Raw genomic sequence first — 16,522 nt, forward strand, 5'->3', positions numbered from 1 at the left:
AATTGCTTATTATTATTAAAAAGCATCATCATCAAACAAATTTCTTCTCATTGTAGCAAAATCATTTAATAAAAAAAATCCTGACTATTAATCAGGATTTTTTTTGTTTTAATATTAAATACAATTCTTATGCTTCTCACCGTTTACAATGAAAAGACCTTTTTATATATGCGTTAAAATCCAAAGTTCAACTTCTTCATTTTTACGATGCTCTAAGTCGCGTTTTGTTTTGTCTGATGCTTTTTTAACATTTTTATTAAAACAACGTTCTAATTTAAATCGGCCTCCTTTTGCTAGTTCTTCTTCAATAGGATGTGATTTAGTTAAACCTGTAATTTGCGCCAAATTTGAAAAGATGAGTACTAGCTTTCCTTCTGGCAGTAACATTTCTTTTGCGGCTTTAAAGAAATCAGGAAACAAGGCGTCATTATAGTAAATAGCTTCGTCTAAATTTTCAATATTTCGTTTTTCTGGTAACCAAGGTGGATTAAAGACAATCAGCTCTGATGGTTTGCTCCATTTACCAAAAAGTGATCCAAAATCTAATTCGACTTTACGAGATAATTTTGTGGTTCCCATTGCTTCTGTTAAACCAACAATTGCGTTTGGATTGGTATCTGTCCCAAAGACTTTTTGAAACCCATGCTTAATCATTTGCAATGCTAATACTCCACTCCCAAAACCAACATCGATAGCTGACTTTTTTGGTCCTGAATATCGTTTTAACCAATTATCAAATAATTCTAAATGTTCAAAACGTGTTGGAAAGTAAGTTCCATAAAACGGATGAATCTTGTTTCGTAACACAGGTATGGTAATTCCGTTCTCATACCATTGCCAAGCACTATTTAAGCCTTGTACTTGCGGAAAGGTGAGTAAAAAATCAGACGTATCAGGATACAACTTTTTAAACCAACCAATATTTGGTGATTTTTTTACTACTAATTGATGTTCTTCAATTTCTATTACAATAAGATTGGAAAGCTTATGATATGCAGCACGATACGCACGTTGTTCCTTAAACGTTTTATTAGCGAACGTTTTATTAAGATGATATTGTATCTCTTTTAAAAGCACAGCACCATTATTATAGAATTCCGTGATTAATACGTAATTACCAGCTTCTAATGTTTTAATCGTTGATTTAACATCTGCTTCGCGATTAAAAATTGCTATTTCTTTAGGAACTGAAATCGGTTCTGGTTTGTTTACTTTTATTTCAGAATTCATAGAATTGTTTTACTTTTTGTAAAGGTAGGCTAATGATTGTTAATTAAAACCAAACCCTAAATAGATTGCTTTGTTTCTGTGGTCATGATGAAAAATAGAAAATCCTGATAGTGATATCAGGATTTTTGTTTTTTATGAATGATAAAATGTTATTTGTTAATCTATATACCCCATTTCTCGCATCCAATCGTCATTAAACATTTTACCAACATAACGACTACCATGATCGTGAAATAAAACCACAACTACATCGTCTGGTTTAAAATGCTCTTTTAATTGTAATACTCCTTTTATAGCAGATCCTGCGGAGTTTCCTAAAAACATCCCTTCTTCTTTTGCCAAACGTTGTGTGTACACGCAAGCATCTTTATCGGTTACTTTAGTAAAACCATCAATAATATCGAAATCTACATTTTTAGGTAAAATATCTTCACCTATACCTTCTGTTACATAAGGATAGATTTCGTCTTCATCGAAAATACCCGTTTCGTGATATTTTTTAAATACAGAACCATAAGTATCTACTCCCCATATTTTAATATCAGGGTTTTGTTCTTTTAAGTATTTTCCAACACCAGAAATAGTTCCTCCTGTACCAACTCCAACCACAAAATGTGTGATTTTACCATCCGTTTGTTTCCAGATTTCTGGACCTGTACTTTGGTAATGTGCTTTAGCATTACTAGGATTATCGTATTGATTAACATACCAAGAATTTGGTGTTTCTTCACCTAATCTTTTAGATACAGAATAGTAACTACGTGGATCTGTTGGCTCTACTGCTGTTGGGCAAACAATAACCTCTGCGCCTACTGCACGCATAATATCTACTTTCTCTTTAGACTGTTTATCTGCCATTACAAAAATACATTTGTAACCTTTTATTATGGCTGCTAATGCTAATCCCATTCCGGTATTTCCAGAAGTTCCTTCAATAATAGTTCCTCCTGGTTTAAGACGACCATCTGCTTCTGCATCTTCAATCATCTGTAGAGCCATTCTGTCTTTTACAGAGTTTCCTGGATTAAAAGTTTCGTATTTAGAGAGTACCAAACAAGGTAAGTCTTTCACTAGTGCATTCATTTTCACTAATGGTGTATTTCCTATTGTACCTAATATATTTTCTGCGTAGTCCATAATTTCATTTTGCGATTGCAAAGTTACGTTAAATGTTGTGTTATTAAAATCCTTAAAAAGTTAAATTCTAATTCCAAAAACGGTTACTCAAAGTAGCACAGAGATATTATCTTAAATTATAAACTGAATATGGTCTTTAATCAAACCGAATCGCTTTAACTGGCGAAATCTTAGAGATAATTACGGAAGGAATTAGAAGCATTAATAAACACGCTACGAAGGTTCCAATATTGAGCATTACAATATAATCCCAACTGATATAAACTGGTGCCGTGCTTACATAATAAGTATCTGGATTTAATGGAAATAACTTAAAATACTTTTGCGCGAAGAGCAACCCTAAACCAATTATATTTCCCCAAAGCAACCCCAAACCAACCAAGTAAGACGCGTTATAAAGAAACACTTTTCTAATGGTCCAATTAGAACTTCCAAGTGCTTTTAAAATCCCTATCATGCTTGTACGTTCTAGGATTAAAACTAGCAATGCTGTAATCATATTTATACCTGCGACAATAATCATAATGGCGATAATGCCATACGTATTGTTATCAAAAATCTTAATCCACTCGAAAATAGCATAATGTTTTCTAGTAATAGAAGTCGCATTCATTAATGACGGAATGGCCTTATAAACTTCTAAAGTCTTCTCATCAATTTGTGAGAAATCATCTATAAAAACTTCAAAACTTCCTATTTGGTCATCTTCCCACTTATTAAGACGTTGAATATGTCTTAAATCTGCAATACAGAATTTTTCGTCTAATTCCTGAAAACCAGAATTATAAATACCTACAACTTCATAATTAAGAATACGTGGTCTGTCATTCAATGGATTTCCAAATAAGGTTTGAAATGTATCTCCAATTTTAAAACCTAACCGATTCGCAAGATATTTAGAGATTAAAATTTCCTCATTTCGCTTTTGCGTATAATCCGGTAATCTTCCGTCTATTAAGAACTCTTTAAAATAGTTCCAGTTATAATCAGCTCCGACTCCTTTAACTATAACACCTTCAAAATCTGTTTCAGTTCTAATTATTGCAAACTTTTGAGCTACTCCTTGTATGTGTTTTATGCCTTCAACTTCTGTGAAATTAGGATAAAACTTTTGATTTCTAGATATTGGAACTTGCGATTCATCTGAAGAATTGGTGTCATAATTAGTAATTTCTATATGACCATTAAATGCAACGACTTTATCTCGGATTTTTTGTTGCAGCCCTAGACCAGTTGCAATCGCAATTAGCATTACAATTATGCCAATAGCAATTGCCGCGATACCAATTTTAATTATTGGTGCCGAAACACTACTTTTATACGTTTTATTGCCTATTATACGTTTAGCTATAAATAACTCGAAATTCACACTTAAATATGCTTTTAAAGGTTGTCAAAAATACAGTTTTATTCTCTATAATAATTGGGATTTGTGTTGTAACATTTTCATGCGGCAATAGAGTGAAGCAAGATGATGGAAGCTCCAAGTTTAAGGACTTAGCAGACAACAGTACTTCTACTGTTTACAACGTAAAGAACAAAGTAGAGAAACCAATTATTGTTGGAGCCAATAGAACTCCATCCTATTTACCCTTATTAAAAGGAAAACGTGTGGCTGTGGTTGCTAATCAGACGAGTGTAGTTTTTAAAGCTGAAAACTATACGCATATCGTAGATTCATTATTAAGCCTGAATATTGACATAAAGAAAGTATTTTCTCCTGAACATGGGTTTAGAGGTACTGCAGACGCTGGTGAATTGGTAAAAGATGGTAAAGACACTAAAACGGGTTTAGCCATTTACTCACTGCATGGTAAACATAAAAAACCAACTAAAGCACAGCTTGAAGATGTAGATATCATGATTTTTGATATTCAGGATGTTGGTGTTCGATTTTACACTTACATTTCTACATTACATTATATTATGGAAGCTTGTGCAGAACAAAACATTAAGCTTTTAATTTTAGATCGTCCAAATCCAAATGGAAATTATATTGATGGTCCTATTTTAGAAAAAAAGCACAGTAGTTTTTTAGGTATGCATCCTATTCCTTTGGTTCATGGTATGACCATTGGCGAGTATGCAAAAATGATTAATGGTGAAGCGTGGTTAACTAATGGAATCGCTTGTGATATTACTATTGTTGAAATGGAACATTATAATCATAATAGAACTTATAGCTTAGCCCTTAGACCATCTCCAAATTTACCAAACGATCAATCTATTGAGCTATATCCTAGTTTAGGCTTGTTTGAAGGCACCAACATCAATGCTGGTAGAGGAACAGAATTTCAGTTTCAGCGTTATGGAGCTCCATTTTTAGATAAGAATCATTATACTTTTAAGTATACTCCTGTTCCTAATTTTGGGTCTAAACATCCAAAACATGAAAATGAAGTTTGTTATGGCGTCGATTTATCTAAAGTACAAGCAGAACGTCATTTTACGTTGAAGTATATTATGGATGCATACAATCATGCCACTGATAAAACTAAAGTATTTAATACGGCTAATTTTACCACGCATGCAGGAACTGCAACATTGCAAAAACAAATTGAAGCGGGTTTGAGTGAAGCTGAAATTAAAGCGACTTGGAAAAACGACTTAGAGGCTTATAAAAAAGTAAGAAACAAGTATTTACTTTATAAATAAGTTATCTAGACTACTCTTTAGTTATAGTATTTAACGCATTAATCCTATTCTGACTCTTAAGAATTTTTATTAGCACATCTGGGTAGTCTGTAATAATACCATCGACATTCCAAGCTATCATTTGTTTCAGATCTTCTTCTTCGTTTACAGTCCAAGGAATAACCTGAAAACCTTTACCTTGATAACTATTCACAGATTCTGCTGTTAATAATATAAAATATGGACTTATAATTTCTGGTTTAAAAGACAACGACTTAAGTTTCTTTTCAATCGCTTCATTATCGTCAATGAGTAAAGCGACTTCCATTTTTGGAGATTGCTTTTTTATTTCTTCAAGGATTTTAACATCAAAAGATTGAAGGTTCACACGCGTAAGCATATCATTCTTAATAATCTCGTCTAAAACTAATTTTACATAGGCTTTTGGCTGTGGCGTAAAAATGCCATAATAATCGGATTCAGATTTGATTTCTATATTAAATTTAACGTCTGAATTCTTCGTTTTCGCCATATCAAAAACTTCAGATAATAAAGGCTTGTAAGTATTTAGTTTTTCTTGTTGCGGATAAGTTGGGTGAAATTTTGTGCCACAATCAAATTGTTTAATTTCATCATAATTCATTTTAAACAAATTATAATGCGGCTCTAATGAATATGGAATGCTTAGACCTTTTGGATTGTAACAAATTACAGGATTCATATAAGGTTCATGCGAAACCACAACCTTATGGTCTTTTGAAATTACGATATCTAACTCTAATGTATTTACGCCAATATCAATCGCTTTTTCGAATGCTGGCAACGAATTCTCTGGCAACAAACCTCTGCATCCTCTGTGACCTTGAATATCAATTTGTTTATTTGAACTGCAACTCATACAAAGTAGTATTAAAGCGATAATTGCATTAGTTTTCTTTATCTGCAGAAATCGTTTGTTGATCATAATTTTGAAATGGTTGTTTAAGTAGCTCTTTTATATTACTGTTTTTAACCTCATCTGGAAAAACATCAACAGCATAAATCAACTTTTCACGATCCATATACCAATAGGTGCCAAGCATACGATCCCAAATACTAAAAATATTTCCAAAGTTTGAATCTGTATATGGCAATCTATAATGGTGATGATTTTTTTGCATGTCTAGTGAGATAATGACATTTGCTGTGTGTAAAAAAACAAATTAGGAATAACATGTTTCCATTTATTATATTTAAAATTAAATAATGGCAAACCACCTTTTAACAACCAAAAAAGTAAAACTTCCAACCAAAATAAGACTTCGAAGAGACGAAGTAATGGTTTCGAAATATGTGATAATACTTTCCAATAATTTTACGAATTAAGGTTGATAAGCAATTGTGCTTTCTTCAAATTTACTGAAGAAATTTGAGACTTCCATTGTTCTGCATTAGTATCATCACCTAAAATACTATACGCTGTGTAATATAAGAAAGCTACAAATGATAAGTTATTTTCCTCCACATTTTCTGCATCCATTCTATTTAATTGTCGTAATACTTTTCTAGCACTTGAGGTAATTAAATTGGCCTGAATCTTTAAAAGCACTGCACGTTGCGATAGTTTTAGTTGATCTTCACTTGGATTTAATGAAATAAGTTCTTCTGCTTCTTCTAAATAAATCTGAGATAAATTAATAACTTCTGCTCTTACGTCTTTTTTTACATACATAGAAAAATCTAGATATTTAGAAGCTAAAAAATAAGTAGAATAAAAATCCTTATTAATTTTATAACCTTGTAATTCATTAGAAACAAACTCTGTAGTTAATCCATAATTTTGAATTATTGTAGTGATATTTTGATAGTTTACAAAATGTGTTGAACTATTTAAAATATTACCATTGATATCCATAATTTTAATAGAATCATCGTTAAACTTATCTATATAACTTTGTTTTCGTTTCCCCTTAATCTTTAAAAACAAATCGGCATACTGATCCTCGTTTACAATGACAGGCACAAAATGTTTCCAAATTAATGGACTAATAGCTTCGTCTTCAAACAAATTTTCGATTAAAAGAGTCCTACCATTAGTGTCATTTACTAAAACAGGATATTCATAGTTTGTAGTGTCTTCCCAGACCATTAAAACCATCTTATTCTGTACTGCCGCTAAATCTTGAGCAACATCTAAACTTGTCATCCATGCTTGTGCATTAGAAACAGTAATTGAACCGAAGACAAAAAGTATAATTATAATAATATTTTTCATAAGATGGTTTTAAGCCTATTTGTATCAAAAATTATTCCGAAGGTTGTTCTTTTACTTCTGAATTCTCTTTTTCATTTCTTCAACAATATTATACGCTGCAGGACAAATAGCAACATTCTTTAACGTTAAATTAGAGATTTGCTGAAACTTTTTACGGTCTGTATGTGGAAATTCACTGCAAGCTTTTGGGCGAACATCATAAATAGAACAATAATTATCTGCTCCTAAAAATGTACACGGAACCGATTGCAACACATAATCGTTCTCGTCATCTAAATGCAAATACGTTTCAATAAACTGCTGCTCTTTCATTTTGAAAAATTTAGCAATACGTTGTATATCCTTTGGCGTAAACAAAGGGCCTGTTGTTTTACAACAATTAGCACAGTCTAAACAATCTGTACGTTCAAATTCTTCTTCATGCAATTCTTGCATTAGATAATCTAACTGCTTTGGTGGTTTCTTTTTTAGCTTCGTAAAAAAGGTTTTATTCTCCTTATGCTTATCTTTGGCGAGCTTTGGAAGGTTATTTAATTGATCTTGCATAAAACAAATTTAATTAAAGTTCTCGATACAATTTCGATAAAAATTGAAATCACGCAAACTGACGACCAACTATGAATAAAGATCTCTTCGGAAAAGCATTATTAGACTACCAAAACGAAAATTACACAGAAGATCTTATTACTTCAACTAGTATTTCAGATGAAGATGCCTTACCACTTCCCTATTTATTTAGAGCATATTCTGAAATGCCTAAATTGGAACAAAAAGCTTTAAAATTAGCAAAAGGACATGTTTTGGATGTTGGTTGTGGTTCAGGAATTCATGCATTATGGTTACAAGATAAAGACCTAAAAGTTAAAGCTATTGACAACTCTAAAGGTGCGATTGAAGTCGCAAAAAAACGTGGTATTCTTAATGCGGAATTAAAACCACTTTTAGAGGAAACCGAAACGTTTGACACCATTTTGCTATTGATGAATGGTACAGGAATTTTTCAAGAGTTATCTGAAGTTTCTACCTATTTGAAGCATTTAAAATCACTTTTAAATCCTGATGGTCAAATTTTAATTGACTCTTCTGATATATCATATATGTATGAAGATGAAGATGGTGGCATGTGGCTAGATCTTAACCAAGGTTATCCTGGTGAATTAGATTATTTCTTGTCTTATAAAGGAGAAAAAGAAGTCCCTATGAAATGGTTATATCTCGATTTTGAAACCTTGAAAACAGCGTGTTTAACAGTTGGTTTGAAGTGTGATAAAGTTATGGATGGAGAGCATTTTGATTATTTGGCAAACCTCTATTAAAGACAACTAGAATTATAAAACTTTACAATTTCTTGTAAATCTTCCTTCTTATACGCTTTAGTATCAATTTTATTTTGAAGCAGAGGACAGTCGCTAAAATATTCCATAGCTCTTTTTCTAAACGATTTAGTTAAACTCACCTGATTGAACATCTTTGGAGTTTCGCCTTCTTTTAAAATTAAAACTTGATTATGACTTCCCATATAACCAGGATTGTAAACAGGAACACTATTAGGCGCACCTGTTGCAGGCGTCCAAGATCCACCTGATTGCACTGCTACTGTTCTGCCAACTAATTTTAAAGGCCCATCTATCATTAATTCTGCAAAACCCATTTTGGTTTGTTTCTTATTTAAATAAATAGGAATAAAAGTTTCTACTCTAGTTTTTTTAATACGCTCCTTGTTTACGCGCTCTTTATATGTAATTGTAAAAACAATACTATCAATTTCTTCAGGCTTATATTTAGATTTCTTAGATTTTTTATCAGTTCTAAATTTAAGTTGTTCTTTTTTTAAATTGATAGCATCAGACATCATAGGAATAGTTGCCAAACCTATTAACGTTTTGTCATTTTTTAAATACACGACAGCTTCTGTCCAACCGTATTGCGCAAATGCAATATTTGAACACCATATAAAACAACATAAAATAAAAATAGATTTCTTTATCATTACTAAAAATTATTGATCCTCTCCACCTACAACAGTTTTCAACACCTTAATATTAGGAATCTTTTTAGCAGCAACTGTCATAATATCTTGATCTAAGATAATAAAATCTGCCAACTTTCCAACTTCAATACTTCCTTTTTCATCTTCTTCAAAATTAGAATAGGCCGCCCAAATAGTCATCCCTTTTAAGGTTTCTTCTCTAGTTAAAACATTTTCCATTTGAAAACCACCTTCTGGAAATCCTTCTAAATCTTGTCTTGCAACTGCAGCATAAAAGGTTAAAAACGGACTTACACGCTCTACAGGAAAATCGGTTCCTAAAGCGACTTTTCCGTAGGCTTCTAATAGTTGTTTGTATGCATAAGCGCCTTTTATACGCTCTTCTCCTACTCTATCTTCTGCCCAATACATATCGCTTGTGGCATGTGTTGGTTGTATAGATGGCATTACATTTTTATACAGCTCAAAATCTTCAGGTGAAACAATTTGAGCATGCTCTACTCTCCAACGTCTATCTTCTTTTCCTGATAAGACTTTATTATAGGTTTGTAAAACGGCATGATTTGCAGAATCTCCAATAGCATGTGTATTCATTTGAAATTCAGAATTGGCAATACGTTCTGCTGATGCTTTTAAAGTTTCTAAATCTGTAACCATTAAACCCAAATGACCAGGTTTATCAGAATACGATTCTCGTAACATAGCACCTCGAGATCCTAAGGCACCATCTGCATAAAACTTGAATGAGCGTACATTTAGATAATCTGTTTTAGTAATCCCTTTATCTAAAAAGTAATCCAAATTATCCTCAGACGCGGACACCATAGCATAAATACGCATTTTTAAATCTCCGGATTTCTGAAGACTATCAATAAGTTCAATAGCTTCTTTATTTAATCCGGCATCATCAACAGTAGTTAAGCCCAAATCAAAACATATTTTTTGTGCTTCTAATAAAGCATTAGTCACATCGTTTCTTGTGGGTTGTGGCCAATGTTGCATTACTAACATTTCTGCATTATCAACTAAAACCCCTGTGAGTTCACCATTCTCTACAACGACTTCTCCACCTTCAATTTTACTATTTACGGTTACATTTCCTAAATCTAAAGCGGCTTGATTTGCTAATATAGCATGACCATCGATACGTGTTAAAGCAATTGGTGTATTTGGATATAAGTTATCTAAAAGCTTCTTATTTGGAAATTCTTTTTCTTCCCAATCATTTTGATCCCAACCTCTTCCTAAAATAAATTTATTATTTCTTTCATTCTGAAAATCTAGAACACGTTTTACAACATCCTCAAAACTTTTTGTCCCAACTAAATCTACTGCTTGTTGATTAAAACCTAATCCTAAAAAGTGGCAATGAGCATCAATAAATCCGGGAACAATAGTTTTGCCTTCGGCATTAATGGTATCTATAGCTTTGTATTTATTATCAATTTCAGAGGTCGTACCAACAGCTATTATTTTTCCATCTTTTACAGCAAATGATTCCGCTTTACTAAAAGCATCATCAACCGTATATATGTTTGCATTTGTAACAATTAAATCAGCTTGTTGTTTGTTTTCTTGACAAGCAAAAATGGTAATTAGTGCTAGGATTGTGAATAGTTTTTTTCTCATGGCGATTCTATTATGTTTTTATGTATCCGTGAATCTTAGCTATCCTTCTTATCGTTTTGACTATAAAAATATGTCAATTCGAATTTATAAAACTGATATTACTAGAAGTGACGAACATTGTAAAAATAAGAAAAGCGCTCCAAATTGGAACGCTTTTCATTTATAACAATAAGATGACCTTATAATTCTTTTTAAAAATCAAACTGATACGTTGCTCCTGCAAGAACTTGAATACCCTGTACAGGATAATCCATCCAGCGTTCATAATTTTGACTAGCAATGTTGTTTGCTTTACCAAAAACAGATAACTGATCGTTTATTTTATAACCAACGTGTGCATTAATATCAAAATAACTCTCTAGAGAGACTGTAGAAACCGCATTATTAAGTGAATTAAGTTCATCTACAAAAATTCTCTGATCCTTACGCTCTCCTACGAAGAACAAACTTGAGCCTGCAAACCATTGTTCAGAAATTTGATAATCTATAAACAGAGATGCTGTAAGATCTGGCATATTCCAAGCCTCAGCTTGATTATCTGTACTGTAACTAAAATATTCTCCTTTTATACCTAAAGTAAAATTTCTATTGAAATCTACATTTAATTCTCCAGCTATTGAAATTGTTGAAACATCATCATATACAACATTAAATGAATTACCATATTGATATTCTGTTAATGGTGCATTTGAAGCTGTGTTTGATTTATACATTGCTTTACCTTGTTCTGCATAATAATTAGCTTTTAAATTGTAACCAATAGTGTTAGTCAGCTTTCCTTTTATCCCTAAAAATGTTTTGTATTGCTGATTGGTTGGCGTGATAAATAAAGATGGTGATACAAATGGATTTTCGTTAGCAAAATCATAATAAGAATTCTGAATTAAGCCTCCTTTTAGTCCTCCATAAGCAATTAACAATTCGTCTACTAAACGGTAAGAAGCTTCAATATTAGGATAAATATAAAATTTACTATCGCTGAATTCAGTATCCTTCAGATAGACTAATTTCACACCTAAGTCTAAGGTTAAATCGTCTTGAGACATTTGGTATGATGGTGCAAAACCAAAGGTGATATTCCCATAATTAATATCACTTGTATTATTAAAATTCCTATCAAAAGAACCACTGATGTAATCTATAGAAAATTCTGCATTTATAGTTTCATCTTGCACAGGCACATCAAAACTAGTCTTAGCGACTAATCTGTTTTCTGCAGAATCTTGAATATCTCCAAAACGTCTAAAACGAAGACTTGCATCTTTAACAATAGCATCTTCAAAATCTATTTTACCACCAACATAAAAGTCGTTATACGTTTGGCCTGCATCTATATCATTAATGACATCTTCTGCATAATAATCTTGAGGCACTCCATACCAATTATAAGTTAATAAATTAAAGCCTCCATCTACTTGCCAAGTAAAATCTCTATCACTTTTTTTATAATAGGCATTTAACTTAGTTTTTGAAAAATCATCATCCAATAGCACATCATCAATACCACCTTGAGACGAATGGTGACTGAAATATCCACCAACATTTTCGTTTCTACTTAATTCATGGTTTAAATAAACTTCACCTAAAATAGTGGTGTAAGTTCCTACACCTAACGATGCGTAATTATCGTATAATTTTATCGCTTTGGCTTTATCAACGGTTGCTGCTTTTCCTTTAGCTGGTGTAAACGTAGATGCCACAGGGATTGAGAAAATATTGTATTTTATTTCCTTTTTCTTAACGGCATTTGAATCGTTCAATTTTGGATTATCTTTAATCTTAAAGGCATCTGAAATTGTTGGTGTATATGGTTTTATAACGTTAACCGTTTGGTCTGCTATGGTATCTTTTTCTTGAGCATTACTAAAAGTTAAACTTAAAGCGAAAATTACTAAGATTATATATTTAATTTTCATGTGTATTATTTTGATTTGATTGAAACTATCTAACTCTATAAACCAGTTAATATTTGATCGAATTCCCCTGGTTGTAAGGGATTACATTCCGCAAAATTTTGTTCAATAGATGGATTATTAGTGAATAAACAAAAGAAACCTGATTTTTTAAATGTTTGCTCATTCTCTACAACAATTTTGTATTTATAAGTTCCATCTGCTAATCCATCTACTCCAAACTGACCTTGAGTTTGAACAGGAAACAAATTATTAAAACCTGAACCATAATCAGTACTTTGAAACACAACCTCATCATCAATAGAATAAATAGTAACTTCATGATTATTATATAATTCTATATTTTCTATTGGAAAATAATCATTGTTTCCGTCACCATTTGGCGTAAAAATATTATCAGCTATTATGTCACCTTGAGATTGATCTAAATTGTCTACATCTTCTCCAAATGCAGTTAATCCAGAACAGCAACCCGAAAACACATCTTCTTCGCCTTGATTATTGTCATCATCTCCACATGAAATGACTAGAATTGTTAATACAATTATTGGAATATAAAATATGAGACTATTTATTTTTTTCATTACTTTAAATTAGGTTGATGATTTTTCACTTCGAGTAAGCTCTGTGACCACATAGGGACTTGTTAGTTGTCGTCTGTTTCAACTGAAGAATTCGTCTTTGCTTCTTCAGCTTTTATTTTGTTTAATTCTTCTTGTGCTTCAGTAACAACCTCTGTAAAATCTGGGAAGTTGCTAATTACACTTTCTAATATGTAGGTCGCTTGAAATGCATCTCCTAAAGCATAAAAATTCTTCGCCATTACCACCAATCCTTTTGCACTAAACAATTTATAGCTACCATAATCCTTAGCTAATCTTTGAATAGTTGTATTCGAAGCTTCGTACTGACCTTCTTTATTTTTAAAATAACCATTGTAGAATAAGGCTTCTGCAGCAACACTTCCTGTAGCAATCTTTTCAACTTCTGCATAAGCTGTTTTTGCTTTTGCTTCATTACCTGTTTTAATCGCAGAACGTGCAATCGTTAATTTAGCATCACTCTTAACCTTGTTATCTAATTTTAAGTTTTCTAATACTTTTTCTGCATAACGCTCTGCTTTAACGTAATCTTCAGTTTGGTAATACGCATTCATTAAGTTAGACTGTGCGTAGATGACATTCTGAGGGTAATCTGCTTCTGTTTCCAATCGTTTTAAAACAGGGACTGCGTTTTCCCAATCTGATTTGCTTAAATAAATCTCACAAAGCTTAACAACCGCTTGTTCTGTATATTCCGATTTTAAGTCATCTACAACGGCTCTGTAATGTGGTTGTGCATTATCATACAAATCTTTTTTGTAATACAATTGCGCCAAATAGAAATGGGCTTTTAAACTGCTAAGACCTTTAGGAAATTGCGTCAAATATTTATTAAACTGACGAATGGCTTTATCTGTATCGTTATCTAAATAGGGTTTTTCTGCAGCTAAGTATGTAGTGTTATCTAATTCTACATCAGAAATCTCAACATAATCTAAAGTTCTAACCCAAGTTGCATACTCGTCTACTTGACCTAAATCGATATAAATTAAACGTACTGTAGAAACTGCTTGAACTGCTTCTCCAGAACCTGGGAAATCAGTCGCTACTTTTTTAAACTTCGTTAATGCACGATTGTTATCATTTCCATTATAATAGACTAAACCTTGACGCAATAAGGCTTTTGAAGTAAAGGCACTTGTTTTGTATTCAGAATTTAAGCGATCATACATTTGCATGGCTTTCTCTGTATCGTTAGATTTTACATAAGAATTGGCCAACTCATACATGGCATCGTCTCGTAAAGCTGATTTTGGATACGTATTTATAAAAGATTTTAAAGCTGAAATTTTAGAAGAGCCTTTGCTTAAATATCCTTCACTCATTGCGATTTGAAACGCTGCATAATCCGATTCGATTTCATTAATCTGAATCGCTTTTTTATAAGCATCAATAGCATCGTTATATTTACTAGACACAAAATAACCATCTGCTAATCTTAAATACGCATCATTTTGATGCAATTTGTCATTCGACTTATTCTTAATAAATTTCTCAAAATAGTTTGAAGCATTCGTATAATCTTTCAACTTAAAATACGTGTATGCTAAATTGTAATTTAGGTGGTCATTTTCTGATAAACTTGAAGATTCACTAAAACCATCAAACTGCTTAAATCCAATTAATGCATCGTTATAATTGGTTAAATTATATTCCGTTTCGGCTTTCCAAAATGTGGCTTTAGCAACAAAAATTGGATCTCTAGGTTCTTTTAATGATCCTTTAAAGAGCGACAAAGCCTCGTTATACTTATTCTCATTGTATAATTCTACAGCTCTAAAAAAGGCTACTTTTTGATAAGCCGCTTTATGCTCAAAACTGTTTTTACCTTTTAAAAGCACTAATGCTTCTTTATAATTTTTAGATGTGATGTATGAATCGATTAGTAACGTTTCAATTTCATCTTTATAACTTGTATTTGGATACTGGCTCAAGTACCCTGTTAAAACTTGTGGAACGGATTGATATGGGTTACCAATTTCATAACTAATCTTAGCATAATTTAACCACGCATCTTCTTGAATTTTTAAATCAAAATCCATTTGCGATGCATTTCTAAACGCATTTAATGCTTCTTGTTTTTTCTCTAAATTAATATAACTCTCACCCAAATGGTAATAGGCATTCTGAGCTACTGGATTATCTCCACCTATAATTTTATTGAATTCTGAAATCGCACTTTCAAAATCATTTTGTTTGTAATACGCATATCCTAATTGGTAATAATCTGTATTATTCCACTTTCTGTCTTTGCCTTTATAGTCTTTTAAATACGGAATAGCTTTGGCATACTGCTCCAGATTAAAATAACTTTCACCTATAATTTTAGATAATTCAGATTTTTCAGCGGCATTACTTTTAGGCAATTGCGCTTCAGCCAATTCTATGGCTTTTTCAAACTTTCCTAACTTAAAATTTAAATCGGCCTGATAATAAGATAACTTCTCTTTGTACTTTTCGTTATCACTAACTTGATCAAAATACTCATTTGCTTTATCGTAGTCATCGCCTTGATACGCCATAAAACCAATGTAGTACTTCGCTTGCGATCCGTATTCTTTAGAATTTACTACACGATTAAAATACTTAGTCGCTTTCTTTTCGTCTTTAGTCGAATACAAGGCATATCCATAATTAAAATTAAAACGTTCTTTTTCGGCTTGTGCCATATTGCGCTCATCAACTTTGTCGTACCACTTGCGTGCATAGGCATACTTTCCATTGTTAAAATAATAATCTGCAACATCTAAAAAAGCGGTATTTTTCTTAGTACTTGTTGGATAGTCCTCAACAAATTCTGTGATCAAATTATCGGCATTATTTTGATTTAATCGTACAGCGCAATTGGCTATATAATAAGCGCAATCAGATTCTACAGTTGCATCTTCAGTATTTAACTTTACATCGTCAAATAAAGATTGTGCTGCTTTAAACTGATTATTATTATATAACGTTAATGCCTTTTGATAATCTTGCAAATCGTTAGTATATATCGCGGATTTTTGCGCCATTCCTATTGAAGAAATTACAAGAAAAACGATGATTAATTGTCTTTTAAAGAACATCATTTGATAAGTGTTTTATTGATGATTTTATGTTGTAGCAAATATAATTCATTACTAAATCTATAACG

General features: G+C 32.0%; 14 protein-coding genes. 2 read left to right on the forward strand and 12 right to left on the reverse strand.

Going from position 1 to position 16,522, the window contains the following annotated elements; translation table 11 throughout:
• Nucleotides 1–162: 162 nt before the first annotated feature.
• The 3 genes from HM981_RS08195 to HM981_RS08205 all read right to left on the reverse strand — a co-directional run bounded on the left by HM981_RS08195 (nucleotide 163) and on the right by HM981_RS08205 (nucleotide 3,736).
• A complete protein-coding gene (locus tag HM981_RS08195; protein WP_179338285.1) occupies nucleotides 163–1,230 on the reverse strand; it encodes a methyltransferase in 1,068 nt (355 codons plus the stop codon).
• Nucleotides 1,231–1,386: 156 nt separating this feature from the next.
• Nucleotides 1,387–2,367: a PLP-dependent cysteine synthase family protein gene (locus tag HM981_RS08200; protein ID WP_179338286.1), complete on the reverse strand. Its 981-nt coding sequence runs from the start codon at nucleotides 2,365–2,367 to the stop codon at nucleotides 1,387–1,389.
• Between the two features lie 136 nt (nucleotides 2,368–2,503).
• Nucleotides 2,504–3,736 (reverse strand): ABC transporter permease, encoded by a 1,233-nt coding sequence (locus HM981_RS08205; protein ID WP_179338287.1) that lies wholly within the window; start codon nucleotides 3,734–3,736, stop codon nucleotides 2,504–2,506.
• Nucleotides 3,737–3,744: 8 nt separating this feature from the next.
• Between HM981_RS08205 and HM981_RS08210 the strand changes: the two genes are divergently transcribed.
• Nucleotides 3,745–5,022 carry an exo-beta-N-acetylmuramidase NamZ family protein gene (locus HM981_RS08210; RefSeq protein WP_179338288.1) on the forward strand — a complete coding sequence of 426 codons (1,278 nt, stop codon included), beginning with the start codon at nucleotides 3,745–3,747 and terminating at the stop codon, nucleotides 5,020–5,022.
• Nucleotides 5,023–5,032: 10 nt separating this feature from the next.
• On the opposite strand, the gene HM981_RS08215 is transcribed toward HM981_RS08210, so the two are convergent.
• The 4 genes from HM981_RS08215 to HM981_RS08230 all read right to left on the reverse strand — a co-directional run bounded on the left by HM981_RS08215 (nucleotide 5,033) and on the right by HM981_RS08230 (nucleotide 7,801).
• A complete protein-coding gene (locus HM981_RS08215; RefSeq protein WP_179338289.1) occupies nucleotides 5,033–5,899 on the reverse strand; it encodes a glycerophosphodiester phosphodiesterase family protein in 867 nt (288 codons plus the stop codon).
• Between the two features lie 28 nt (nucleotides 5,900–5,927).
• Entirely contained in the window at nucleotides 5,928–6,161 is a 234-nt protein-coding gene (locus HM981_RS17580) for a sterol desaturase family protein (protein ID WP_394351703.1), read from the reverse strand.
• A 194-nt stretch (nucleotides 6,162–6,355) separates the two neighbouring features.
• Nucleotides 6,356–7,255, reverse strand: a complete 900-nt coding sequence (locus HM981_RS08225) for a hypothetical protein (RefSeq protein ID WP_179338290.1) — start codon at nucleotides 7,253–7,255, stop codon at nucleotides 6,356–6,358.
• A 51-nt stretch (nucleotides 7,256–7,306) separates the two neighbouring features.
• Nucleotides 7,307–7,801 (reverse strand): YkgJ family cysteine cluster protein, encoded by a 495-nt coding sequence (locus tag HM981_RS08230; RefSeq protein WP_179338291.1) that lies wholly within the window; start codon nucleotides 7,799–7,801, stop codon nucleotides 7,307–7,309.
• A 71-nt stretch (nucleotides 7,802–7,872) separates the two neighbouring features.
• On the opposite strand from HM981_RS08230, the gene HM981_RS08235 reads away from it, so the two are divergent.
• Nucleotides 7,873–8,571: a class I SAM-dependent methyltransferase gene (locus HM981_RS08235; protein WP_179338292.1), complete on the forward strand. Its 699-nt coding sequence runs from the start codon at nucleotides 7,873–7,875 to the stop codon at nucleotides 8,569–8,571.
• Here HM981_RS08235 and HM981_RS08240 read toward each other — a convergent pair.
• From HM981_RS08240 to HM981_RS08260, 5 genes are all read right to left on the reverse strand, one after another.
• Nucleotides 8,568–9,245, reverse strand: a complete 678-nt coding sequence (locus tag HM981_RS08240; RefSeq protein ID WP_179338293.1) for a hypothetical protein — start codon at nucleotides 9,243–9,245, stop codon at nucleotides 8,568–8,570. The genes HM981_RS08235 and HM981_RS08240 overlap by 4 nt on opposite strands.
• 9 nt (nucleotides 9,246–9,254) lie before the next feature.
• Complete coding sequence (locus HM981_RS08245) at nucleotides 9,255–10,874, reverse strand: amidohydrolase (RefSeq protein WP_179338294.1); 1,620 nt, start codon at nucleotides 10,872–10,874, stop codon at nucleotides 9,255–9,257.
• 191 nt (nucleotides 10,875–11,065) lie between these two features.
• Entirely contained in the window at nucleotides 11,066–12,790 is a 1,725-nt protein-coding gene (locus HM981_RS08250) for a TonB-dependent receptor (RefSeq protein ID WP_179338295.1), read from the reverse strand.
• Between the two features lie 35 nt (nucleotides 12,791–12,825).
• Entirely contained in the window at nucleotides 12,826–13,371 is a 546-nt protein-coding gene (locus tag HM981_RS08255) for a T9SS type B sorting domain-containing protein (protein ID WP_179338296.1), read from the reverse strand.
• 62 nt (nucleotides 13,372–13,433) lie between these two features.
• A complete protein-coding gene (locus tag HM981_RS08260; RefSeq protein ID WP_179338297.1) occupies nucleotides 13,434–16,457 on the reverse strand; it encodes a tetratricopeptide repeat protein in 3,024 nt (1,007 codons plus the stop codon).
• Between the last annotated feature and the right edge of the window lie 65 nt (nucleotides 16,458–16,522).

Origin of the sequence: Winogradskyella ludwigii, from assembly GCF_013403985.1 — a bacterium.
Classification (GTDB): Bacteria; Bacteroidota; Bacteroidia; order Flavobacteriales; family Flavobacteriaceae; genus Winogradskyella; species Winogradskyella ludwigii.